The following is a 24,586-nucleotide window of genomic DNA, read 5'->3' as shown; positions in this document are numbered from 1 at the left end:
CGGGGCCGGAACACGAACGGAACGGATGGAACAGGTCAGGCGTGGCGCATCGCCAGCACCGCCGGCGACCACGGCTGCATGTGCAGGCGCTGGCTGCCGCCGATGCACAGCGGCTTCATCGCATCGCGCAGGGGGTAGGGCAGGTGGCGCAGCACGTTGATGCGCTCGCTGATCGGCAGCAGCGACAGCGCGTCGGCCACCACGCGTGGCGAGCCGAGCGACAACGAACGGGCGAACATGACCGGGCCGTGCTGCAGCAGCTGGTTGCGCAGGGCGGCAACATCGCGCTCACCGATCAGGCGGCGCAGGGTGATGTAGAGGATCTTGTAGGACATGGGGGCGATCTCCAGGCAGGCGGCACCTGGCGATCCCCCGTCACTCAGGCAGGCAGGGACCAGCGGGCAGGCGCCAGGAACAGGCAACAGGCATCCGGGGCGCGTCGCGCCCGGCAGGGTCGGGGTCCATCTGCGTCTCCATGAGGGGAGGGTGCCGGCCAGGGTTGCCCTGGCCAGTGGCGCTATTGTCCGCCCCTGAATGGGGCAGTCCTAGAGGCTCGTGGGTTAGCCCGGCTATACCTTGGTATAGCCGTGGGCGGGGGAGCGTGCGCGGCCAACACGGCCAGGCGCGCGCACAGGCGCGCCGGCGCCGGGAATCAATGCGCGGCCGCAGGCGCGGTCTGCTTGCAGACGTCGTATTCGCCGCGGCTCAGTTTCTGGTCACGGTCGGTATCGCAGGTGTGCAGGCGCTCGGCCCAGTCCGGTGCGACTGCATCCACTTCGGCCAGGGTGACGATGCCGTCCTTGTCCTTGTCGAGGGATTCATAGGCGGGGAGCAGCTTCACTTCGGTGACGTCTTCGGCCGCAGTGGCCTTGCTGGCCTCCTGTGGCCTGGAGCACGCACCCAGCAGCAGGGCGGTGGCAATCACGAGGGCAGCAGGGACGAAGCGGAAACCGGTCATGGCGTACTCCTGGGAGGGTGTGGGATCGCCAGCGTGGCGCCCATGGCCGGATCATCGGCACCGCTCCGTAAGGGAGGCGCGAAGAAGGCCGGTGGTCGCGCACGTGGGTGGGCCATCGTTCACGGGACGCCCTAAGGACGTCCAGCTGACGGAATTGTCAGGCAGGCGACAGCCAGGCGCCGGAGGCTACCGGTAAGGATGGCACCAGGCCCGCGCAGCCCCCGCGCCGGCACCGGTATGGACTCCCCGCATGCGAATTCCTTTCCTGTCCGCACGAATGCGTCGCCGCCACCTCGCACTGGGTGCGCTGTTGCTGGTGGTGCTGTCGCTGGTGATGCTGTTCCATGGCGTGTCGCGGGGTGACGCGCAGCCCGCCAGCACCCCGCCACCGGTGCCGGTGGTCACCGGTCGCGTGGAGCAGCGCGATGTGGCGCACTGGCGCAGCGGCGTAGGCACGGTGCAGTCATTGCAGAGCGCGGTGCTGCGGCCCCAGGTCGATGGCGTGCTCACCGAGGTGCTGTTCGAGGAAGGCCAGAAGGTGCGCAAGGGACAGCTGCTGGCCCGCATCGATGATCGCGCGATCCGCGCTGATCTGGGCGGCGCGCAGGCCGCAGTGGTGCGTGACCGCGCTACGCTGGATGCCGCACGCTCGGACCTCGCCCGCCTGCAGCACCTGTCCAGCGACCAGCTGGTCTCCCGGCAGATGCTGGAACAACAGGCGGCGACGGTACAGCAGCTGCAGGCGACCGGGCACGGCAACCAAGCGGCGGTGGACGCCGCCCAGGTGCAGCTGTCGTACACCCGCATCCTGGCGCCGATGGACGGCCGCATCGGCCTGCGCCAGGTCGATCCAGGCAATCTGGTGCGGGCCACCGATACCCAGGGGCTGGTCACCGTGCAGCAGACCGACCCGATCTCGGTGGTGTTCGCACTGCCGCAGGACGCATTGCCGCAGCTGCGGCAGGCATTGGCTTCCGGTGAAGTGGCGGTGCAGGCGCTCGACCGCGACGGTGGCCAGCTGTTGGCCGAAGGCCGCCTGCAGGTGATCGACAACCAGGTGGAGGAAACCTCCGGCACCGTGCGCCTGCGTGCGCGCTTTGCCAATGCCGATGATCGGTTGTGGCCCGGGCAGCTGGTCAGCGTGCGCGTGCGCACCGGCCAGAGCACCGGCGCCCTGGTGGTGCCGGCGGCGGCCATCCAGCGCGGTGTGGACGGCAGCTTCGTCTATCGCGTGCTCGGCGACGGCAGCGTGGAAGTCCTGCCGGTCAGCGTCGGCGAGGCCGAGAACGGGCAGGTGGCGGTCCAGGGAGAACTGCGCGTGGGCGATGTGATCGTGCGCGATGGCCAGTCGCGCCTGCGCCCGGGTGTGATCGTCGCTGAAGCCGCCGCACCGGCCGTACTGGCTGCCAAGGGCGGGGCCGCCCCATGAGTGCGCGTGTCTCGCTGTCCAGCTGGTTCGTCAGGCACCCGGTGGCGACCACGCTGCTCACCCTGGCTGTGGTGCTGCTCGGCGTGGCTGCACTGCCACGGCTGCCGGTGGCGCCGCTGCCGGAGGCCGAATTCCCCACCATCCGGGTCAATGCCAGCCTGCCCGGGGCCAGCGCCGACACCATGGCGTCGGCGGTTGCCACGCCGCTGGAAACGCAGCTGACCGGTGTGCCGGGCATCATCGAGATGACCTCCACCAGCGCACTGGGCAGCACCTCGATCACGCTGCAGTTCGATCTGGAAAAGGACATCGATACCGCCGCGCAGGAAGTGCAGGCGGCGATCAATGCCGCCGCCGGGCGCCTGCCCAGCGACCTGCCGAACCTGCCGACCTGGCGCAAGGTCAATCCGGCCGACAGCCCGATCCTGGTGCTCAGCGTGGTGTCGGCGCAGATGTCGATGACCGAGCTGAGCGATCTGGCCGAAAGCCGGCTGGCGCGCTCGATCAGCCAGATCAGTGGCGTGTCCGAGGTCAACATCGTCGGCCAGCAGCGCCCGGCCATCCGCATCCAGGCCCAGCCGGAGCGGCTGGCGGCGATGGGCATGACCCTGTCCGACCTGCGCGGGGTGGCCCAGAACGCCAGCCTCAACCAGGCCAAAGGTGCGCTGATGGGCGAGCAGCGTACATCCACCTTTGAAGCCAACGACCAGTTGTTCGATGCGCAGGACTACCGGCAGCTGGTGGTGGCCTACCGCGCGGGCTCGCCGGTGACGCTGGGCGACGTCGCGCAGGTGGTCGACGGTGCCGAGAACGCCTACGTGCAGGCGTGGCCGAACGGGCAGCCGGGCGTGGGCCTGATCATCAGCCGGCAGCCGGGCGCCAACATCGTGCGCACCACCGACGCCGTGCTGGCCGCACTGCCGGAGCTGCGTGCCAACCTGCCGGCCAGCGTCGACGTGGAGGTGCTCAACGACCGCACGCGCACCATCCGCGCCTCGCTGCACGAAGTGGAAGTGACCCTGGTGCTGACCATCGTGCTGGTGGTGCTGGTGATGGGCCTGTTCCTGCGCCAGCTGTCGGCCACGCTCATCGTCGGCGCGGTGCTGGTGGTGGCACTGGTGGCCACCTTCGCTGCCATGTATGTAGCCGGCTTCAGCCTCAACAATCTCACCCTGGTGGCACTGGTGGTGGCGGTCGGCTTCGTGGTGGACGATGCCATCGTGGTGGTGGAGAACATCCATCGTCATCGGGAGGCCGGGTTGGGGCCGATCGAGGCCGCGCTGAAGGGGGCCGAGGAGATTGGTTTCACCGTGGTCTCGATCAGCCTGTCATTGATCGCGGCGTTCATCCCGCTGCTGTTCATGGGCGGCGTGGTCGGGCGCCTGTTCGCCGAGTTCGCGCTGACCATCACCGCGGCCATCCTGATTTCCATCGTGGCCTCGCTGACCCTGGCGCCGATGATGGCCGCGCACCTGATGAAGCGCATGCCGGCCCACCGCGACGGCCAGGACACGCTGGCCGGGCGCCTGCTGGCCGGCTACGACCGCAGCCTGCAATGGGCGCTGGGCCATCCACGGCTGATACTGCTCGGCTTCGGCGCCACCGTGGCGGTGGCCGTGGCGTCGTACGTGATGATTCCCAAGGGCTTCTTCCCGTTGCAGGACACCGCGTTCGTCATTGCCACCACCGAAGCGGCTCAGGACATCGGCTTCGAGGACATGGCGGCCAAGCACCAGCAGCTGGCGAAGATCGCCGCCGAAGATCCGGCGTTGCTGGCCTACAACCATGCGGTGGGCGCGACCGGTGGCAGCCAGACCCTGTCCAACGGGCGCTTCTGGTTCATCCTCAAGGACCGCGGCGACCGCGACGTGGACGTGCACGCCTTCATCGACCGCCTGCGCGCGAAGATGGCCAGCGTGCCCGGCATCACCGTGTACATGCGCGCCGCGCAGGACATCAACCTCGGTGCCGGTCCGTCGCGCACCCAGTACCAGTACGCCCTGCGCGGGCAGGACAGCCGCGAACTGTCGCGCTGGGCCGAACAGCTGACCACGCGCCTGCGCGGCCTGCCGCAGCTGCGCGACGTGTCCAACGACCAGCAGGTGGGCGCCAGTGTCACCCGGCTGCAGATCGACCGCACCGCCGCAGCGCGCTTCGGCCTCACCGCCAACGATATCGACCAGGTGCTCTACGACGCCTTCGGCCAGCGCCAGATCAACGAGTTCCAGACCGATACCAACCAGTACCGGGTGATCCTGGAGATCGCACCGGGCCTGCTCGGCCAGGTCGACGCGCTGTCCTACTTCCACCTGCGCTCGCCGCTGACCGGGCAGATGGTGCCGTTGTCGGCCGTGGCGCAGGTGCAGCCGCCGGGCAACGGTCCGCTGTCGATCAGCCACAATGGCATGCTGCCGGCGGTGAACCTGTCGTTCAACCTGGCGCCGGGCGTCTCGCTGGGCGAGGCGGTCACGCTGGTCGAGCAGGCACAGGCGCAGATCGGCATGCCTGCCAGCATCAGCGGCCGTTTCCAGGGTACCGCGCAGGCGTTCCAGGAGTCGCTGGCCAGCCAGCCGATGCTGATCCTGGCCGCATTGCTGGCGGTCTACATCATCCTCGGCGTGCTTTACGAGAGCTTCGTGCACCCGCTCACCATCCTGTCAACGCTGCCTTCGGCAGGTATCGGTGCGGTGCTGATGCTGTGGCTGTGGGGCCTGGACTTCTCGATCATGGCGCTGATCGGCATCGTGCTGCTGATCGGCATCGTCAAGAAAAACGGCATCCTGATGGTCGACTTCGCCCTCGATGCGCAACGCAATCGTGGATTGACACCCATGCAGGCGATCCATGAGGCCTGCCTGACCCGCTTCCGCCCGATCATGATGACCACGCTGGCGGCACTGCTCGGCGCCATTCCGCTGATGATCGGCTTCGGTACCGGCTCGGAGCTGCGCCAGCCGCTGGGCGTGGCGGTGGTGGGTGGGCTGCTGATCAGCCAGGTGCTGACCCTGTACAGTACCCCGGTGATCTACCTGGCCCTGGACCGGCTGTTCCTGCAGCGCCGACGTGAGCGCAGGGCAGCGGCAGGCGCCGCGCTGACGGAGCCCGGATGAAACTGCTGATCGTCGAGGATGAGAGCAAGACCGCTCATTACCTGCGCACCGGGTTGGGCGAGCAGGGCTGGGCGGTGGATCTGGCCGCCGACGGCGTGACCGGCCTGCACCTCGCGCGCGAGTTCGACTACGACGTGATCGTGCTGGACGTGATGCTGCCGGGCATGGACGGCTTCAACGTGCTGCGCGAACTGCGTCGCAGCAAGCAGACCCCGGTGATCATGCTGACCGCGCGTGACCGCGTGGATGATCGCGTGCACGGGCTGGGGCAGGGCGCCGACGACTACCTGGTCAAGCCGTTCTCGTTCATCGAACTGCTGGCGCGCCTTCAGGCGCTGGTGCGGCGTGGGCGCCAGCAGGAGCCGACCGAGCTGCAGGTGGGCGACCTGCAGGTGAACCTGCTGGCACGACGCGCCTATCGTGACGGCGCGCGACTGGACCTGACCGGCAAGGAATTCGCGCTTCTGGCGTTGCTGGCGCAGCGACGCGGCCAGATCCTGTCCAAGACGGTGATTGCGGCCCAGGTCTGGGACATCAACTTCGACAGCAATACCAACGTGGTGGAAGTGGCGATCAAGCGGCTGCGCAGCAAGCTCGATGGCCCGTACCCGAGCAAGCTGCTGCACACCGTGCGCGGCATGGGCTACGTGCTGGAAGTGCGCGACGATGAGGGTGACGGTCGATGAGGATGTCGATTGCGCAGCGCCTGTCGGCGATGTTCGCGCTGGCTGCGCTGCTGGTGTTCACCCTGCTGGGCATCGGCGTGTACGGCGTGCTGGAGCGCCAGGTGGAGCGATATCAGTATGCCGAGTTGCAGACCAAGCTGCATGCGGTCAGCGGCAGCGTGGCCATGTGTGATACCCGCGAGCGCTGGACCAAGGTCCGTGAGAAGGTCGGCAATCTGATTTCCGGTGATCGCGACACGCTGGTCTGGGCGTGGAGCGATGATCCGACCTTCCGGATCGGCACCGCGCGTCCGCAGGTGCGGCCACCGGCCAAGGGCGATGCGGGGATGGGGACGTTGCAGCGGATAGGCGAGCACCCATTGCGCACCCTCTACGAGCACGTGCCAGGCAAGGGCGTGCGCCCGGCGGTGGATGTGTGGATCGGCATCGATTCCGCTCCGTACACGCATGCATTGCAGCGTTTCGTGGTGGCGCTGTGGGTCGCGGGGGTGCTGGGCGTACTGCTGGTGGCCGGGCTCGGCTACTGGATCGCGCGCCTGGGGCTGGCACCGCTGCGCGCGCTTTCGAACGAGGCGCGCTCGCTCAGTCCACAGCGGCTGTCGCAGCGCCTGGCGGCCGACGGCCTGCCGGCAGAACTGGGCCACCTGACCGGCGCGTTCAACGGCGCGCTGGACCGGCTGGAAGCGGCCTACACCCGCCTGGACGGCTTCAACGCCGACGTCGCCCACGAACTGCGCACGCCGCTGGCCAACCTGATGGGCCAGACGCAGGTGGCGCTGTCGCGGCCGCGCGACAACGCTGAGCTGCAGGAGGTGATGCAGTCCAACCTGGAAGAACTGGAACGGCTGCGTGCCATCGTCAACGACATGTTGTTCCTGTCGCGTGCCGGGCAGGGTGACATCGCCATGGAGACCCGTCAGGTTGCGCTGGCCGAGGAAGTGGCGGCCGCGGGTGATTTCCTCGAGCTGTTGTTCGAGGATGCCGGGTTGACCCTGCACATCGAAGGCGACGCCACCGCACGCATCGACCCGTCGCTGTTCCGGCGGGCATTGACCAACCTGCTGCACAACGCCGTGCAGCATGCACGGCCCGGAAGCGAGGTGCGCGTGCAGCTGCAGGCCGAAGGCGAGGGCGCGCGCATCGCGGTGATGAACGAGGGGGCAGGCATCGCTGCCGAGCACCTGCCCCTGCTGTTCGAGCGCTTCTATCGCGTGGACCAGGCCCGTGAGTACCGGGGCGAACGCCACCACGGCCTCGGCCTGTCGATCGTCAAGGCCATCGCCATGCTGCATGGCGGCGACGTGTTCGTGGCCAGCCGCAATGGGCTGACCACGGTGGGGTTCACGGTGATGTGCTGAGGCTGTGGCTCAGCTGCGCTGGCCGTACTGGTCGGCAAACGCATCGGTGGCCCGCACCAGCGCGTCGACCGTGGCCGGCTCGTTCGCACTGTGGCCCGAGGTCACCATTTCCAGGCGTGCTTCCGGCCATGCCTTGGCCAGGTCCCAGGCGCTGCGCGGTGGGCAGATGATGTCGTAGCGGCCCTGTACGATCACGCCGGGCAGATGGCGGATGCGGTCGATATCGCGCAGCAGCTGGTTGGCTTCAAGGAAGATGCCGTTACGGAAGTAGTGCGCCTCGATGCGCGCCTTCGCCAGCGTGTCCAGCGGGTCATCGGTGGATACGGCGTCCACATCGTGCTGCAGGGTGGCGGCGTTGTCCTCCCAGCCCAGCCACGCCTGTGCCGCTTCGATGCGGGTGGCTTCATCGGCGCTGTCCAGGCGCGTCCAGTAGGCGGCGATCATGTCGGCGCGCTCGCCTTCTGGAATATAGGCCTCGTAGCGGTCCCAGCGTTCGGGGAAGATCCAGCGCGCACCGCCGCTGGCCTCTGCGAACCAGCGGTTCTCGATCTCGCGGCCGAGGAACACGCCGCGCACGATCAGGCCGGTCGCACGCGCGGGATGGGCCTGCGCATAGGCCAGCGACAGCGTCGAGCCCCACGAGCCGCCGTAGACCAGCCAGCGTTCGATGCCCAGATGCTCACGCACCTTCTCGATGTCGGCCACCAGCGCCTGCGTGGTGTTGTCGCGCAGCTCGCCGAACGGCGTGGAGCGCCCGCTGCCGCGCTGGTCGATCAGCACGATGCGGTAGCGCGCCGGGTCGAAGAAGCGGCGATGGGTCGGTGAAATGCCGGCGCCCGGGCCGCCATGCAGGTACACCACCGGTATTCCGTCCGGCGTGCCGCACTCCTCGATGTGCAGGGTGTGCAGATCGCTCACCGCCAGGGTGAACTCGCGGTAGGGCTCGATGGCCGGGTACAGGATGCGCATGACGGGTGTCTCACAAGCAGGGCCTGCCAGCATACCTCCCGCCGTGGCAGCCGGTACGCAGGTGTCGCACCTGATCGCAGGATGGCCGTCGGCTTTCAGGCAACCGCGGCGTGGCAGTCATGGGGCGATGCGCGAAGGAAGCGGCGAGCGGATTCCAGCAGCCGTGGGGACCCGGCATCCAGCGCCGCGCCCGCATATTCGCCCACTACATGCAGCGTGCCGGCACCGGCCCCGTTGCAACGGTGCCCCAGCAGCAGCACCGGCACGCCGGCCAGGCGTGCAAGTCGGAGCGGCGCCGGCACTGCATCACTGGAGGCCACGTCATTCATGGTCAGCAGCGTAAAGACCCTGGCCCCGCGCCGCAGCTGGCGCCACGCCATGCCGCGCGTTCCAGCGCAATCCACGTCCAACCGGTGCCCCACGCGCTGCAAGGCCAGTAGCGTGCGGTATGCGCGTGACTGCTCGTGATGGGGGCAGTGCACGAAGTAGTGCGCCGGGGCGCCTGGACGATCCAATGCCGCGGCCAGCCCAAGTTCGGCGTCGCCGCTCGGCAGCAGGCAGACCACGCCGCGGCGGCCGCCGGCAGCGGGCCATAGACCATGCGGGTCGTGCCAGGCCATCGTTCGCAGGTGGCGTTGCAGTTCGCCGTGCGGAAGCGATAGCAGTCGGTGCCGGCGCACCCTTCGCAGCCAGGCGCGGGCAAGAGCACGCGCTGTCCATCGGGTAGCCTCCGCCTGTGTACACCCTGAGGCGCGCACGCGTGCGCGCAGGAGGGTGAACCGGCGCGCCACCAGCATCGGGCCCAGCCAGGTGAAGGCCTGTTCGGCAAGCCAGGGATACAGCCAGCCGGGCAACAGGCGTGATGCCAGCACGCCAAGCCGCAAACCGGCGCGCCGGCAGGCGTAGCCCAGCATCAGCTTCAGCGCCCATAGGCGCTCTCGCATCCTCCTTCCCTGCATGGCCGCACTCCCGCTCTGGTTCTGGGGCAGGATGGCGGGCTGGGAGGCCGCGACACAGCGGACAAGTTCGAAATCTCGATGGCGGATGAATGCGTCATTCATGGACCCGTTTTTGGACATCGTCCTACATCTGCGCCGGGCGGCAGCTTCCATGCTGATGACCCAGCCTTCATCAGGCGCTTCGGAACACGACCGCCATGACGTCCGTCGCCCCTTCCATTGCAGATACCCTGCGCCGCCTGCGTACCCGTACCAAGGCGGGCGCGGCGGCTGCGGGCGAGCTGACGGCGCTCAAGCGCTACCCACGGCGCCTGATGCTGGCCTGCGGCGCAGTGCTCAGCCTGTTGTCGATCAGCGTGCTGGTCACCCTCATCGTGGTGCAGGTGAACAGCTACGAAGCACGCCGCATCGCCGAATTCCGCCGTGCCCACAACGCATTGCAGATCCAGCTGGGCCGGCAGGACGCCAGTTATGCACGGCTGGCCAACATGGCCGAGTACGCGTGGGGCCGGAACATCCAGCTTGGCCAGGACAGCCCGGAGGCGCTGCGCACGGCCTACCTGCAGGGCGACCAGCGCCTGGTGGTGGTGGCCGACGACGCCAGCAAGCCGCAGATGGCACTGGGCCTGGCCACCACCACGTGGGCGCCGCGAACGCTGGAGCGTTACCTGGAGCTGAGCGCGGCCGTCTCGCTGATCCAGCGGCTGACCAGCACGCCGAACGACGGCGAACCCGCCAGTGTGTCCTATTTCTTCGATCCTAGTGGCCAGTATCTCTCGCTGGACAAGGGCCTGACCGAGCGCAGCCTGCGCGAGGCACTGGCGGTCACGTCGCGTGCCGAGGTGTTCGAGCACCTGCGGGCGCCGGCGCATCTTCTGGCACCCGCGTCAAGCGTCGATCAGATGCCGTTGCTGGAAAGTGTCGCCAGCAGCAATCAGCCGCGGCGAACCTTCGGGCGCCACCCCATCAGTGGCGAAGCGTCGCTGGTGTCGGTGTTCCAGGCCAGCGAAGGAGGGCGGCCGTTCGCCACATTCGTCGCCTATGAACCGGTTGCCGGCCTGCAGGCCCTGCTGGCCCGCAACAGCCAGGGCTACCTGTCGCTGCTTGATCGTGGCGGCCTGCGCCTGTTGTGCGCCAACCAGCCGGCAGCGGCACGCCACGGCCCTGGCGTTGATCGCGACTGGGTGCTGCTCGGCGATGCCACCCGTGCGCGCTACCACAATGGCCGCTTCACCCTTGCACTGGCGGTGGAAGGGACGCCGTGGACGCTGGTGGAAACCTACTGCTGGGCAGACATCCTGCGTGGCATCACCCCGATGCTGCTGAGCAGTGCGGCGATGCTGCTGGCGGGACTGGTGCTGCTGTGGGGGTTGCTGCTGTGGCTGCATCGGCGCATGTACTCGCCGGCGCTTCGCCAGGTGAAGGCGATCTATGCCCGTGATCGGCGCCTGCGCCTGTTGCTGGAACACGTTCCGGTCGGCGTGGCATTGATGGATGCGGCCACCGGCGACATCCAGGACTGGAATGGCCCGTTGCAGGACATGGACCGGGCCACCGGATCGCGGTTGATCCGGCGGCTGCGGGCTGCGGTGACGACGACCGACCTCAGCAACGGCCCGGTCACCGTCAGCGAGGACCTGCCGCAGGTGCTCGATCATGGGCAGCGCCTGTTCCACCGCACGCGCCTGTACTGTGGCAATGGAAGCTGGCCGGGCAGCGTACTGCTGATCGTGGAGGACATCAGCGACCACGTACGTGCGATACAGCACGAGCAGGTGCGCTGGGCCGAGGCCGAGGCGGGCAGCCATGCCAAATCGAATTTCGTGGCGGCCATGAGCCACGAACTGCGCACGCCCCTGCACGGCATCATTGGCCATCTGGAATTGCTGGGCCGTGCACCGCTGCCGGCCGAGGCCAGTGAACGGGTGCTGCGCCTGCGCCAGTCGGCCGATGCGCTCATGGACGTCATCACCGACGTGCTGGACCTGTCGCGCATCGAGTCCGGGCAGTGGGCGCTGCACCCCGAGCGCTTCTCGCCAGTGGCGATGCTGGAACGCGTGGCCCTGCTGTATGCCCCGGTGGCGCAGGCCAAGGGCCTGCAGCTGGATTGCGTGGTGGACCCGGGTGTACCGACCGCGGTGGTCGCCCCGATGGGCACGATCGAGCGGGTGCTGCGCAATCTGGCCAGCAATGCATTGAAGTTCACAGCTTCGGGGCGGGTGCAGCTGCGCGTGTCCTGCCTGCGCGGCGAGGGCGGCAGCCATCTGCGCCTGGAAGTAACCGACTCCGGCATTGGCCTCAGCGCTGACGAATGCGCGCGCCTGTTCCAACCCTTCGTGCAGGCCGATGCCAGCATCCTGCAGCGTTTCGGCGGGTCCGGGTTGGGCCTGGCCCTGTGCCAGCAGCTGTGCGAGTGCATGGGCGGGCGAATCTGGGTGGAAAGCACGCAGGGAGTCGGCAGTCGCTTCATCGCCGAGGCGCCGCTGCTGGGCACCCCCAGTGTCCGTCCGTCGGTGCCCCTCCAGGGTCACTCGATCGGCCTGCTGGCCTCGGCCGGGCCCTGGCGTGACGAGCTGGGGCGGCGGCTGCAGGACTGGGGCGCGCAGGTACAGTACCTCAGCCCGTTGGAGCACGGCGCCCCGCCTGTTGCCGGCCTGGCCGCCATCGTGCTGTTCGAACCGGCGCCGGACCAGCTGCTGCGCCTTGCCGAGCGCGGCATTCCGCGCGTGCTGGTCAGCCGCGATGGCCCGGTGCGAGCACGCTGGGACGGGCAGACCGCCATGGTGTCCTGCTATGCCAGCAATGCGCTGTACCAGGCCGTGCAGCGGGTCCTGCCGACGCCAGCGCCCAGCCTGACAGCCCGTACTGCAATCGGATAAATTGCATGGGCACTCACCTCAGGATCACGGTCATGGCAGGCTCAGACGCAGTGCATGGCCCCAACAGGCGCGCGGCCGCCACGCGCCTGGACGACCTGCGCCAGCTGCGCCGCCGGCTGCTGTTCGGGGGTGGTGCGCTGATCACCGTGCTGGTGCTGCTGACCGCCATCGTCAGTTCCATCGCCGATGTCGAGGAGTTCCATGCCCGCGAACGGCACTCGTTCAACGAGGCACGCGCTGCGGTCGAGTACTACCTGCTGCAGCGTGATCGTGCCTACGCCACCTCCATCAACGGCAATGACGTGCTGTGGCGCGACCAGCGCCCGGGGCTGGTTGCCACCGGCGCTGCACTGGCCGGGCGTTTCCACGCGCAGGGCGAAGAAGTGCTGGTGCGCGCCGAAGGACGCACTGCGGTGCCGTGGCTAGTGTTGGGGCTGAAGAACAATCCGTTGCCGGAACAGGAGCTGGCCGCCTACCTGGGCATGGTCGACATCTACTCGGCCTACACCGCCGATTCGATCACCTCGCAGAATGCCGCCGGGCCACTGCTGGTCTATGCCTACGAGCCGCAGGGGCGGCTGCTGGCGGTGTCCAACATCCGTGACGAATCCCAGCTGCTGCAGACCCTGGGCGTGGCCACCCGGCAGCAGGCCTTTGCACGGCTGCTGCACGAAGAAGCGCAGGTCCGCCAGGTACCGCCGCGGCCCGGCCCGATCCGCGAGGCCGCACGCGAGGGGCGCCTGCTGTCGCGCTATGACATCAACCCGTTCACCGGCCAGCCATCGCTGGTCGGCATGGTTACCCTTGCCGAGGGCACGAGCCCGTACTTCCGCCGCGTGGTGTTTGAATCGATCGGCACCATCAAGGCCCAGCTGGAAGCGCGTGAGCAGGGCCGCTACCTGGTCACCACCGCAGACCGGCAGGTCGTGCTCAGTACCGGTGGCTTGACCAGCCGGGAACAGAACCTGCTGATGACACTGCCCTCAGGCAACGCGGGGCGCGCGGGCGCACAGCCGCTGCGTCGCTACAGCCACGGGCGGTTCGTGGTGGCGTGCAGGCTTCCGGGCGTTGACTGGACGCTCGGCCACGTCTACGACTGGTCTGATGTCTGGCGCAGCCAGGGGCCTTACCTGCTGGCGCGCGCGCTCAGCGCATTGCTGATCATCGGCCTGCTGTGGTGGCTGCTGCAACGCATCGACCGGCGTGTCTTCACTCCGGCGCTGGCCGATGCGTCCCGGGTGTACGAGAGTGAAGCGCTGAGCCGGGTCATCATCGGCACCGCGCCGATCGGCCTGGCGCTGTTGTCGCGGAGCAACGGCGAACCGCTGCTGCAGAACGACGCGGCACGCCAGCTGGTCGAGACCGTGCATGAAGCCGGCGAGGACACCACGCTGCCGCCGCTGTATGCGCGCCTTGCCGAACTGGGCCGCAATGCCAGCATCGATGAAGTGCTGGAACTGCAGTGGTCTCCCGCCGAATCGGGTACCGCCACCCAGCTGCAGATCAGCATGGCGCAGGCCACCTATTACGAACAGCCGGTGTGGGTGTGCGCACTGCGCGACGTCACCGCGCAGGTGGAGCTGGAAGACAATCTGCGCCGCGCACGCGAGGATTCCGAAGCCGCACGCCAGTCCGCCGAGGCGGCCAACCGGGCCAAGTCCGCCTTCGTGGCCACAATGAGCCATGAGATCCGCACGCCGCTCAACGGCGTGCTGGGCCATCTGGAACTGCTGGCCCGTTCGCCGCTGCAGCCAGGGCAGCGCGAGCGCCTGGACCGCATCCGCTTCTCGGCCGACGCGCTGATGCGCATCATCAGTGACGTGCTGGATTTCTCCAAGATCGAGGCCGGCCAGCTGGACGTGGAGCCCGTGCCCTTCGCGTTGCGTCCCCTGATCGAAGGCGTGGCGCTGCTGTTCGCGCCCGACGCGCTGCGCAAGGGCGTTCGCCTGTACTTCACCGTGGACGCGGCGGTGGACCAGCTCTGCGTAGGCGATGCCCATCGCATCCGCCAGATCCTCACCAACCTGGTGGGCAACGCGGTCAAGTTCACCGAGTCCGGGCGCATCCTGCTGCGGGCAGAAATGCAGGGCGGGGCAGGCCGGGATACTCAGCTGCGCGTGCAGGTCATCGACTCCGGCATCGGCATGAGCCCTGAGCAGGCCGCGCAACTGTTCCAGCCATTCCAGCAGGCCGACGCCAGCGTTTCGCGCCGCTACGGCGGCAGTGGGCTTGGCCTGGCGCTGTGCCAGCAGATCGCGCAGGCCATGGGCGGCCAGGTGTCGGTGGAAAGCACGGAAGGGGTTGGCAGCAGCTTCACCCTGCTGCTGCCGATGCAGGTACAGGCGTTGCAGCCACCGCCCATGCAGCCGCTGCTGGGCCGACGGGTGACCGTGCTGTCCAGCACACCGGAATGGCGTGCCGAGATGGAGCGCCTGCTGGTGGCGTGGGGGGCGAATACCACACTGCTCGACCGGCCGAAGAACGGCGACGAGGGCGGCGACGCGCTGCTGATCGTGGGCGACCACCGCGCGTGGAGCAATGAGGAAGAGCTGCAGCTGATGCAGGGCTACGCGCGCACCGTGCACGCCCATGCGCAGGGCCCGCTCAGCGCGGAAGCACGTGGCGACCGCATCGAGGTCAGCAGCTATGCCAGCGAGGCCGTGCTTGAGGCACTGGGGCCCGGCGAAAGCGTGGACGGCCGCCCGCCTGCCGCCACGCCCGCGCCAGTGCCGGCGGCCAGCGAGGCCCGCGGGCGCGTGCTGCTGGTGGAAGACAACGCGGTGAACCGCGAGCTGATCCAGCAGCAGCTGGAAGAGATCGGCTTTGCGGTGGACACCGCCGAGAACGGCGAGGAAGCCCTGGTCCAGTGGCAGGACGGACGCTATCGCGCGGTGCTGACCGACATCAACATGCCGGTGATGGATGGCTATGCGCTGGCGCGCGAACTGCGCCAGCGTGGCCAGTCGCTGCCCATCGTGGCGATCACCGCTACCGCACTGGCCAGTGAGCGCGAGCGTTGCCTGGCAGCCGGCATCGATGATCTGCTGCTGAAGCCGCTCAACCTGGAACGCCTGGAGGCAGGGTTGGCGCGCTGGGAATCGTCATCCGGCAAGGTTGAACGCAAGCCGCCCACGCAGCCGGTTCCGCGTACGGTTTCGGCAGCGATCCGCAGGATCTTCGTCGACACCGGCGACAAGGATCTGCAATCCATCGCCGACGCCCGCGCGCAGGGCAATGCCAGCTACCTGCTGGAGCGCATCCACGCCTTCAAGGGGGCATTGCAGATGCTGGGTGAGCACTCCCTGGCCGAGCAGTGCGGCGCCATCGAGCGCGACCTGCGCGATGCGATGCCCGTGGACGAAGAAGCACTCGACGCGCTGCAGGCAGCGCTGCAGGCACGGCTGGATGACTACCGGCGTGATCTGGAGCAGCCGTCGTGAGTGCGTGGGCTATACGGCCACGGCCTTCACCCCTGCGGCTTCAGCCCCAGGTCGGCAGCGAAGGTCAGCAGCTCGGCGTCACGCTCGATGCCCAGCTTGCGCATGGCGTTGTTCTTCTGCGTGCTGACGGTCTGCTTCTTGCGGTCAAGCTTCCTGGCGATCTCGGCCACGCTCAGGCCGGCAATGAACAGTTCAACCACCTCCTGCTCGCGCGGCGACAAGGCGGTGACGCGGCGCTGCTCGCGACGATCCAGCATCTCGGCCACGCTGGGCGAGAGAAAGCGGCGGTTGGCGTAGGCCGCCATTACCGCCGACTGCACATGCTGCAGGTCGTCGCCCTTGCTGACGATGCCATGCACGCCGTGCGCATCCAGCCGGTTGAGCAGCGAGGGCTGGTCCAGCCCGGTCATCACAACGATACGCAGCTGCGGGAAGTGCGCGGCCAGGAAGTCCAGCAGCGCCAGCCCGTCACCATGCGTACCGCCCGGCATCGCATAGTCGGTGACCAGTACATCGCAGGGTTCACGCTGCAGCAGCGCCAGCAGTTCGGTCGAATCCTGCGCCGCACCGATGCAGTGCAGCGCCGGCGCCTCATCCAGCACGCTCTGCACGCCCAGCCGTATCACCGGGTGATCGTCGGCAACCGCAACGCGGATGGACAGCTGGGTCATGGGGTCGGGCGTCCGGTCGTCATCAAGGGTGCGAACCATTTCCAGGAGAAAGCAGCATGAACATCCGCATCGTCATCGCCGATGACCATCCCGTCATTCTGGCCGGCGTGCGCGAAGCGCTCGGCAGCGAGCCAGGCATCACGGTGGTCGCTGGCGCCGAGGATTCTACGTCATTGGTTGACGCTATGAGCAAGTTGCCGGTGGACGTCGCGGTGACCGACTTTTCGATGCCCGGCGGCAAGTATGGCGACGGCGCCGCCTTGCTCGGCTTCCTGCGCCGCCGCTTCTCCGGAATCCCACTGGTGGTGCTGACCGGCGTCGGCGGTATCCAGGTACTGGCCAGCATCCGCAAGGCCGGTGTTGCCTGCATTGTCGCCAAGGCTGACCCGATCAGCGAACTGGCCAGCGCCATCCGTGCCGCGCGCAATGGCGAAGGCTATCTATCGGCCGATGTCGAGCGTCAGCTGGCCTCCCAGCCGGCGTCTGGCGAGGCGCGTCTGACCAAACGCGAAGCCGAGGTGCTGCGCTTGATCGCCGAGGGCCTCAGCCAGACCGAGATTGCCGCGCAACTGCAGCGCAGCCGGCAGACCATCAGCACGCAGAAGCACTCCGCCATGCGCAAGCTGGGCATGCAGCGCCCGGCGGAGATCTTCGAGTACGCCGTGCAGACCGGCATGGTGTCAGCCTCGCAGGCAATGCGTGCGCGTCGGGTCGATCACGATGACGGCGACTGATCCAGCGGCAATCAGACATCGTCCGATGGATTGGTGTGGCACGACAGATACGGTGAAAGGGCCTATTGATCCACACCCAGGAGTCGCCGTGCCAAGCTCGCTCGATGCACGCATCGCAGCCTTGATGTGCCGTTTCTCGCAACTTACGCCCCTCGCGCAGCGGCGATTCACCGAATTGCTCAATGCTTACCTGTACGCGTCCCCGGCACAACGCCGGCGCCTGCGTCTGCGCTGGCAGGCGCAGCAGTTCAATGAATGTGATGATGATGTGAAAAATTCGAACTAGTCAGACAGCTGGCGCTGACCCTGGAAGGCATCGTATGCGGTGCCGAAGGGTGTGCCGTTGAGTGGACGCCCCGGCCTCCCCATCAACGAGCACCGAAATGAAGAAGACATCGAACCTGCTGGCAGCGAGCCTGCTGCTGGCCTGCTGCGCACCCGCTGCGAGCCTGTGGGCTGCGGAGGCGAACCTTTCGCCCAACACCAATGGCGGCACCGGGCATCTGCCCTCTGGCTACAGCCAGCTGAACTTCCTGATGGAGAACGGTGATTGGGCGCCGGTCATCAGGTTGCCGACAACGCCGACCCAGAACGACCGGGTGAGCCTGTACTCCGAAGCACGCTGGGCTGCGCGCCTGGACCTGGCCGGCACGGCATTTGAGTCGGCACGCGGCGTGGTCGTCAGCCCGTGGGACCTGCTGGATCTGGTCTGGAACGCTGACGCAGGTCGATGGGATGTGCAGAACGGCCAGATCGCCCGCGCTCTGCTGGGGCCCAACAAAGCAGTGGATCGCATCGCCTCATCGCAGCACCTGATCACCCAGTACACCATGGCGGACGGAGAGCATGCTGGCGAGCTGCACCTGCCGCTGCAGGCGCCGAACAATGCGGTGCTGACCGTGGCCAATCGGGCCACCTGGTCCACCCGCATCAATCTCGGCAATGACCACAATCCGCGTTGGCGGACCTGCGGCTCCCGCACGGACTGTGTTTTCGCGTATGACACCAGAAAGGGCGGCTGGCATGCCGCGGATCGCAGCAGCAGCGTGCGCCCGGTGGCGGAGCTGCCGTTCCCGGTAAGCGGCGTGATGCGCGTGGAAATCAATGCGGCGATTGATCCGGCCTCGCAGATGACCCTGCCGAAGCATGCAGTGCATGGTGACGTCTACGTATTCCTGGACGAAGCCGGTCTTGACGAGCATCGCGTCGCAGCAACGCACACTTCGATGCCGGCGTCCCGGGGCCTGCCGAAGGGCCAGGAGCTGCGCATGCGCTACAGCGCCATTGACGAGCTTTGGCACGTTCAGAACTAGAGCGCAGAAAGGCCGGCATGGCGGTCCAAAAGCGAATTTAGTCGTCGTCCTATGCCTGCCGATCCGTCGCATCCGTAGCATTTGATCTCGAAGGCAGGGTCCTTCGCTCAAGCCCCAGCACAGCGCGGCTTGAACACCAGAAACCACTCACAACAGGAATTCATTCCCATGAACAAGATTGCAATCGCACTGTCCGCCGCGCTCTCCCTGGGCGCTATCGCCTCGGCCAACGCCGCCGACGCCACCGTCAACTTCACCGGCAAGATCGAAGCACTGACCTGCAAGTTCACCATCGGTGGCAGCTCGACCCTCAGCGTGGACATGCCGACGATTTCGGCGTCCTCCATCAACAATGGTGCCCCCCGCGAAAAGGCGTTCAACCTGCAGCTGGGCGACGGCACCACCAAGTGTGCCGATGGCACCTACACCTTCACCTTCAAGGGTGCCAACGTCAACGCTGATGGCCGACTGAACAATACGGTGTCCAGCGGCGATGAAGCCAAGGGTGTTGAACTCGCCATCGACGCGGACGGCATGCCGCTGAACCTGGCCACCGGCGACGTGACCAAGGTCATCAGTGGTAGCACCGGTTTTACCAATATTCCGATGGTTGCGCGCTACGAGCAGGCGTCTGGCGCCACGGCCCAGGACGGTGATTTCGCCACTGCAATGGAGATCTTCGTCTCGTACTGACGAAGCGCCCCCGCCTTCCAGGGCCGCAAGGCCCTGGACACCCCTCGATCCGGAGTAGACGTCATGTCCTTCATCAACAGGAATCTTGTGCTGGCTGGAGCCATAGCCGCACTGACGCTGGTTGCACAGACTGCAGAAGCCGGCGTGGTGATCGCTGGAACGCGGGTGATCTTCCCGGAACAGGAGCGTGAGGTCACGCTCCGTCTGTCCAACACCTCGCAGACTCCGTCATTGGTTCAAGCGTGGATTGACGACGGTGATCCGCGCGCCACGCCGGAGCAGTCGGCGGGGGTTCCGTTCGTGATCCGTCCGCCCGTGTTCCGCATGAATGCCGGTGCTGGCCAGGTACTGCGCATCCTGCATACCGGGCAACCCATGCCGGCCGATCGCGAAAGCCTGTACTACCTGAACGTGCTGGACGTGCCTGCAGCAGCGCCCGCGGCTGAAGGGCAGGCGCACATGAAGTTGATCGTGCGCTCGCGCCTGAAGCTGTTCTATCGGCCCAAGGGCCTGCCCGCTGTGGGTGCGTCCAAGGTCGCCTCGCAGCTGGCCTGGTCGGTGTCCCGCGATGCGCAGGGCTGGGTGCTGCAGGCCAACAACCCAAGTGCTTATCACGTGAACATCAATGCAGTGATCAGCAGCGAACGGATCCCGGCGGGTCTGGCAACGCCCTTCGCCACCACCCGCTATCGGCTGAGCCAGGCGCAGTACAGCGCCTTGGGCAAGACGGTCACCTTTGAAGTCGTCAACGACCATGGCGCGGTGAAGGAAGTGACAGCACCGCTCACCCGGTCCTGATTCCAGCTTTTCCGACGCCCATTGCTCTTCTGCCTCCGGGCCCCGCAGGGGGTCGCAGGACTCCCTTTGCCTACTCGCAGGACTTCGCCATGAACCGACATCCGACAGCTTCGCCGCGCCAGCATCGCCTTGCCGCCGCCGTGCTTGTCGCGCTGCTACCGGCAGCGGCGATGGCGGCCCCGGCGGTGGAGTTCAACTCAGACCTGCTGTACGGCAGTGGCATCGACCTCAGCCGCTTCGAGCGTGATGACCTTTCCCCGGGCATCTACAGCGCCGACATCAGCGTGAACGGTGCCCTGGTGGGCCGCCGCGATGTGAACGTGCGCGATATCGATGGACGCTCCACGGTCTGCCTGACCCCTGAGCTGCTGGCCATGATGGGCTTCGATGAGGCCAAGCTGGACGCCGCACGCACCAGCGGCGAGCATGCCGATCTGCTGCCGTTCCCCGATGCGCCAAGCTGCGAGGATATCGCGCGCTTCATTCCTGCTGCCACGCTCAACCTCAATATGGGCGAACAGGTTCTGGAGGTCAGCATTCCGCAGGCTTACATGCGTTCGAACCTGCATGGCTGGGTTGGCCCGGACCGTTGGGACCAGGGCATCAATGCCGCCTTCGTGAACTACAGCTTCAGCCACACGCGCTTCGAATCCAACGGCCGCAGCAGCGACCATACCAGCGCCAGCATCGATGCTGGCTTGAATCTGGGTGCCTGGCGCGTGCGCCACAACGGCTACTTCTCGCATAGCAGCGAAAGCGCTTTCAACTATGCCGCCGGCAACACCTACGCGCAGCGCGAGGTCCGTCGTTGGAACGCGCAGCTGACGCTGGGCGAATCGTCTACCGATGGTGACCTGTTCAAGTCGGTGGGCTACCGCGGCATCAATGTAAGCACCGATCCGCGCATGCTGCCGGAAACGGCCACCAGCTATGCGCCGGTGGTGCGTGGCGTGGCGCAGACCAATGCGCGGGTGACCATCCGCCAGCGCAATCAGGTGATCCTGGAAACCACGGTCAGCCCGGGTCCGTTCGAGATCGACGATCTGCGCAACATGTCGGTCGGCGGTGATCTGGAAGTGGAAGTGACCGAGGCCGATGGCCGTGTGGAAACCTTCGTGGTTCCGTACGCGTCGGTGCCCAGCCTGCTGCGTCAGGGTCAACAGCGCAGCAGCGTCACCGTGGGCGAACTGCGCACCAATGGCGCCACCGCACCGCGATTCGTTCAGGCCACTGTGCGCCACGGCCTGGGCAGCGCCTTCACGGGCTACGGTGGTCTGCTGGCCGCCGAAGACTACCGCGCCATCGTACTGGGCGGTGCGGTAAACACCCGCATCGGCGCCTTCTCCGGCGACGTAACCTTCTCCGATGCGCGCTTGCCGGCTTCGGTGGAGGGCTTCGGCCGCCGCATGCAGGGGCAGTCGTATCGCCTGGCCTATAGCCGCACCTTTACCAAGGCCACCAGCTTCACCCTGGCGGCCTATCGCTACTCCACCGACGGCTATCTGGATTTCAGCGACGCCGCGCGCATGCAGGCCGAGCTCGAAGCGGGCGTTTCGCGCCCGACGATCTCGCGCCAGCGCAGCCGCCTGGACCTGACGGTCAACCATCGTCTGCCCAAGGGTTCGCTGTACCTGCAGGGCAGCACCACGGACTACTGGAGCGACAATCGCCGCTCCACCAACTTCAGCCTGGGCTACAACGGCCGGCTGGGCCCTGCGTCGTACAGCATCAGCGCCCGTCGCAGCATGGAATCGTCGCTGTCTGGCGGCTTCAAGACCGCCAGCACGGGCGGCTACCTGAGCGTGCACATGCCGCTGGGTCGCGCCCCGGCGGCACCGCGCCTGGGCGTCACGGTCAACAACGACCGCTATGGCACCGGCTACAGCGGCAGCCTGGACGGTCAGTTCGGCAGCGATCGCCAGGGCAACTACAACGTCGCGCTGGGTAGCAATGGCAACGGCCATGACATCGGTGTTGGCGTGGGCTACCAGGCCCCCAAGGCAACCCTGGGGGCGTCGTGGACGCGCTCGAGCGCAGGCCAGCAGTTCGGCGTGTCAGCCAGCGGCAGCGTGCTGGCGCACGGCCAGGGTGTCGCCTTCTCGCAGCGCCTGGGCGACACCGTCGCACTGTTGCACGTGCCGGGCGCGGCCAACGCCGCTGTGGGCCACCATCGTGGAGTGAAGACCAACAAGAACGGATTCGCTGTCGTGCCGTACCTGAGCCCGTATCGATTGAATGAAGTCTCCGTAGATCCCAAGGGCCTGCCGATGGACGTTGAGCTGAAGGCCGGCTCTGCCAGCACGGCACCGACCGCAGGTGCCGTGGTCAAGCTGGTCATCCCCACCGCAAGCGGCCGAAGTGCATTGATCGAAGCCATGGACGAACGGGGCCTGGCACTGCCGTTCGGCCTGGATGTCTACGACGAAACCGGTGAAGTGGTGGGCGTAGTCGGGCAGGGCAGCCGGCTGTGGGTGCGCGGCATCAACGAGTCGGGCCAGCTCTACGTCAATGCGGGTAACGAAGGTGGGCAGCGCTGCACCATCGCGTACAACCTGGCCGATTCGGCCAGCGATGAACTGCACCTCAGCCGCTGTGTTGCGCATGGCATCGCGGACGCAGCCGGTCCGGCACCGTCCACCCGTGGTGCGCCGAACTAAGGTGCGCCTTTCGGCATCCTTCAACTCGAGACAGGCAGAATTCACCATGAAACTAGCAATCAGGACAGGAAAGGGCGCCTTGGCCATAGTGTTGTTGATGGGCGCTTGGGCCGCGCAGGCGTGCACTGCAAATTACGATGAAATGCGCCCTATAACGTCGGGGAATGATTTCACCTATTCCGGGGTTCGCCGGCCGCTGACCGAGTGGCAGGAGTTGTGGGGCAGCTATGTGGATCCGGCAGCGGGCTTCTATGACCGCTGTACGGCAGGTAGCACATACTCGCTCAACGTATCCCCTCAGCTGGCCTACGTGGGATACGAGGTCGATGGCGCTGCCGTATTCCAGGTGGCAGGCAATGTGGGTGTGCAGTTCAGGATTGTCGAAGGTACTTCCGGCTTTGGCAGCGCGAGAAGCGTGGGTAGCACCGGCTCGAATCTCAACGTGGAGGCGCTCGCCAGCGGTCGTGTTCGATTCAGATTATGGTATCGCTACATCGCCATTGTTGATGTCAGTTCTGCAACGTCGCTGCAAATGAACCCGTTCACCTGGTCCATCACCAATTTCAGCGATGGGAGCTTGAGTTTCGGCAAGGGAACGGCTGCGGACGACATCAAGCTGTATGTGCCGCCACCGCCACCGTCGTGTTGGTTCGTACGAAGTCCTCCGGCCAGTGTTGCATTGCCCCTTACCACGGTCGGCATGCTGGAGCGGACAGGTAGCGGGCCGGAGCAGGCGTTCACCTGGAGCTTCAACTGCAACTCCACCGCATCGGGAGCGAACATAACCTACACGCCCGGTACCAGTACCACAGACCCAAAGTCAGGGCGGATGTCCATTGAAGCAGGCGTTGGCGCAGCCGAGGGTGTCGAGCTTGAGGTGCGGCGCGCCATCAGCTCCGGTTCTACCAAGAGGCCGGTGGAGTTCAACAAGGTCTCGAGTCGGGGAACGAGCGGGACGGAATACCTGGACGTACGTTACGTACCCATCACCGGGGCGGAATTGAAGCCAGGAGTAGCCAACGGCAGCCTGAAAATCAATCTGGACGTGTACTGATTCCGGCAGTTGCCTGCGCAGCTGCCGGAATGAAGAAGGAGCAAGCGTGATGCTGCTGTATAGAATTGTCTTTGCAATGGGTCTGCTGGCACTGTCATTCATCAGCCGGGCCGATATTGCCATCCAGGCCACGCGGCTTGTTCATCAAGGCAGCGAGCGGATGGTGGTGCAACGCATCTGGAACCAGGGTGAGGTGGCCTCGATGATCCAGTCATGGATCGACACCGGCCAAGGCAACGACTCACCCCAGGCCGATCGCTTGCCCTTCTTCGTTACGCCACCGCTGTTCCAGCTGGAGCCTGGCCGCAACCGTGACATCAGCGTACGGCTGGTGGACGCGGCCTCACTTCCGCGCGATCGCGAGTCGTTGTACTGGCTGAATATTCTGGATCTTCCCGCATCAAAGAAGACGGCCGACGCCATGAACATCAGTTATGCGGTGCGTTGGCGGGTGAAGCTGTTCCATCGGCCTGCCGGCCTGGCCGGGGCGGCGGAGGCTGCGCCGGCGCAGCTGGCCTGGAGGATGCAGAAGGGCGAGGCGGGTGTGGTGCAGCTTCGCGCCCAGAATGACACGCCCTACCACATCAATCTGCGCGAGCTGAGCGTGGGCGATGCGGAGATTGAGCTGGACCCGGACAGTGCGGTAATTGCACCTTTTTCCGAATGGACGGTCGGGATTCCGGAACCGGCTGCAAGGAAGGGGGCTGTGGTGAAGGTGCTCTGGCTGGATGACAAGGGGGAGGGTCAGTCCCTGCAGGCCAATGTGAGCTGCTCGTCGGAGCTGTGCACCGGTTTGTGATCCGGGCCCGCTGGGGGGCGCCTTGCGTGCCCGGCCCGGGCCGGGTAGTGGTACTGCATACCGGGCAGAGCGGCGCCGA

At 66.7% G+C, this 24,586-nt stretch carries 19 protein-coding genes; 14 read left to right on the top strand and 5 right to left on the bottom strand.

Annotated elements, in window-relative coordinates; genetic code table 11:
* Positions 1–35 precede the first annotated feature (35 nt).
* Together N5C18_RS14430 and N5C18_RS14425 are read right to left on the bottom strand one after the other, a co-directional pair.
* Positions 36–335 carry a hypothetical protein gene (locus tag N5C18_RS14430; RefSeq protein WP_279944871.1) on the bottom strand — a complete coding sequence of 100 codons (300 nt, stop codon included), beginning with the start codon at positions 333–335 and terminating at the stop codon, positions 36–38.
* A 317-nt stretch (positions 336–652) separates the two neighbouring features.
* Positions 653–958 carry a hypothetical protein gene (locus N5C18_RS14425; RefSeq protein WP_053509188.1) on the bottom strand — a complete coding sequence of 102 codons (306 nt, stop codon included), beginning with the start codon at positions 956–958 and terminating at the stop codon, positions 653–655.
* Between the two features lie 250 nt (positions 959–1,208).
* Here N5C18_RS14425 and N5C18_RS14420 point away from each other — a divergent pair, with 250 nt between their 5' ends.
* From N5C18_RS14420 to N5C18_RS14405, 4 genes are read left to right on the top strand one after another with little or no spacing between them, the layout of a single operon-like run.
* Positions 1,209–2,387: an efflux RND transporter periplasmic adaptor subunit gene (locus N5C18_RS14420; protein ID WP_279944870.1), complete on the top strand. Its 1,179-nt coding sequence runs from the start codon at positions 1,209–1,211 to the stop codon at positions 2,385–2,387.
* Positions 2,384–5,497, top strand: a complete 3,114-nt coding sequence (locus tag N5C18_RS14415) for a multidrug efflux RND transporter permease subunit (RefSeq protein ID WP_279944869.1) — start codon at positions 2,384–2,386, stop codon at positions 5,495–5,497. The genes N5C18_RS14420 and N5C18_RS14415 overlap by 4 nt, the downstream gene beginning before the upstream one ends.
* Positions 5,494–6,183 (top strand): heavy metal response regulator transcription factor, encoded by a 690-nt coding sequence (locus tag N5C18_RS14410; RefSeq protein ID WP_005413570.1) that lies wholly within the window; start codon positions 5,494–5,496, stop codon positions 6,181–6,183. Before N5C18_RS14415 ends, N5C18_RS14410 begins: the two co-directional genes overlap by 4 nt.
* Complete coding sequence (locus N5C18_RS14405) at positions 6,180–7,541, top strand: heavy metal sensor histidine kinase (protein ID WP_279944868.1); 1,362 nt, start codon at positions 6,180–6,182, stop codon at positions 7,539–7,541. Before N5C18_RS14410 ends, N5C18_RS14405 begins: the two co-directional genes overlap by 4 nt.
* Before the next feature lie 9 nt (positions 7,542–7,550).
* On the opposite strand, the gene pip is transcribed toward N5C18_RS14405, so the two are convergent.
* Positions 7,551–8,510, bottom strand: a complete 960-nt coding sequence (pip, locus tag N5C18_RS14400) for a prolyl aminopeptidase (RefSeq protein WP_053509178.1) — start codon at positions 8,508–8,510, stop codon at positions 7,551–7,553.
* 95 nt (positions 8,511–8,605) lie between these two features.
* Positions 8,606–9,622, bottom strand: a complete 1,017-nt coding sequence (locus N5C18_RS14395) for a hypothetical protein (RefSeq protein ID WP_279944867.1) — start codon at positions 9,620–9,622, stop codon at positions 8,606–8,608.
* A gap of 44 nt (positions 9,623–9,666) precedes the next feature.
* Between N5C18_RS14395 and N5C18_RS14390 the strand changes: the two genes are divergently transcribed.
* Together N5C18_RS14390 and N5C18_RS14385 are read left to right on the top strand one after the other, a co-directional pair.
* A complete protein-coding gene (locus tag N5C18_RS14390; RefSeq protein ID WP_279944866.1) occupies positions 9,667–12,348 on the top strand; it encodes an ATP-binding protein in 2,682 nt (893 codons plus the stop codon).
* Positions 12,349–12,380: 32 nt separating this feature from the next.
* Complete coding sequence (locus tag N5C18_RS14385) at positions 12,381–15,788, top strand: ATP-binding protein (RefSeq protein WP_279944865.1); 3,408 nt, start codon at positions 12,381–12,383, stop codon at positions 15,786–15,788.
* 26 nt (positions 15,789–15,814) lie between these two features.
* Here the strand turns inward: N5C18_RS14385 and N5C18_RS14380 are convergent, their stop codons facing one another.
* Positions 15,815–16,459, bottom strand: a complete 645-nt coding sequence (locus N5C18_RS14380) for a response regulator transcription factor (protein WP_279944864.1) — start codon at positions 16,457–16,459, stop codon at positions 15,815–15,817.
* 56 nt (positions 16,460–16,515) lie between these two features.
* Here N5C18_RS14380 and N5C18_RS14375 point away from each other — a divergent pair, with 56 nt between their 5' ends.
* The 8 genes from N5C18_RS14375 to N5C18_RS14340 all read left to right on the top strand — a co-directional run bounded on the left by N5C18_RS14375 (position 16,516) and on the right by N5C18_RS14340 (position 24,507).
* On the top strand, positions 16,516–17,193 hold the full coding sequence (locus tag N5C18_RS14375) for a response regulator (RefSeq protein ID WP_053509170.1): 678 nt from the start codon (positions 16,516–16,518) through the stop codon (positions 17,191–17,193).
* Positions 17,194–17,281: 88 nt separating this feature from the next.
* Positions 17,282–17,479, top strand: a complete 198-nt coding sequence (locus N5C18_RS14370) for a hypothetical protein (RefSeq protein WP_279944863.1) — start codon at positions 17,282–17,284, stop codon at positions 17,477–17,479.
* A 97-nt stretch (positions 17,480–17,576) separates the two neighbouring features.
* Positions 17,577–18,506, top strand: a complete 930-nt coding sequence (locus N5C18_RS14365) for a hypothetical protein (protein ID WP_279944862.1) — start codon at positions 17,577–17,579, stop codon at positions 18,504–18,506.
* A gap of 168 nt (positions 18,507–18,674) precedes the next feature.
* Positions 18,675–19,199, top strand: coding sequence for a fimbrial protein (locus N5C18_RS14360; protein ID WP_053509166.1), 525 nt, complete (start codon positions 18,675–18,677; stop codon positions 19,197–19,199).
* Positions 19,200–19,262: 63 nt separating this feature from the next.
* Positions 19,263–19,997 carry a molecular chaperone gene (locus tag N5C18_RS14355; protein WP_053509164.1) on the top strand — a complete coding sequence of 245 codons (735 nt, stop codon included), beginning with the start codon at positions 19,263–19,265 and terminating at the stop codon, positions 19,995–19,997.
* Between the two features lie 89 nt (positions 19,998–20,086).
* Positions 20,087–22,654, top strand: coding sequence for a fimbrial biogenesis outer membrane usher protein (locus N5C18_RS14350; RefSeq protein ID WP_279944861.1), 2,568 nt, complete (start codon positions 20,087–20,089; stop codon positions 22,652–22,654).
* 46 nt (positions 22,655–22,700) lie between these two features.
* On the top strand, positions 22,701–23,708 hold the full coding sequence (locus N5C18_RS14345; protein ID WP_279944860.1) for a hypothetical protein: 1,008 nt from the start codon (positions 22,701–22,703) through the stop codon (positions 23,706–23,708).
* Positions 23,709–23,757: 49 nt separating this feature from the next.
* Positions 23,758–24,507 (top strand): molecular chaperone, encoded by a 750-nt coding sequence (locus tag N5C18_RS14340; protein ID WP_279945050.1) that lies wholly within the window; start codon positions 23,758–23,760, stop codon positions 24,505–24,507.
* Positions 24,508–24,586: the final 79 nt, after the last annotated feature.

The organism is Stenotrophomonas sp. GD03930 (genome assembly GCF_029839665.1).
Taxonomy (GTDB): Bacteria; Pseudomonadota; Gammaproteobacteria; order Xanthomonadales; family Xanthomonadaceae; genus Stenotrophomonas; species Stenotrophomonas forensis.
Note: the sequence above shows the minus strand (reverse complement) of the source record. Positions and strands in the feature narration are given on the sequence as shown.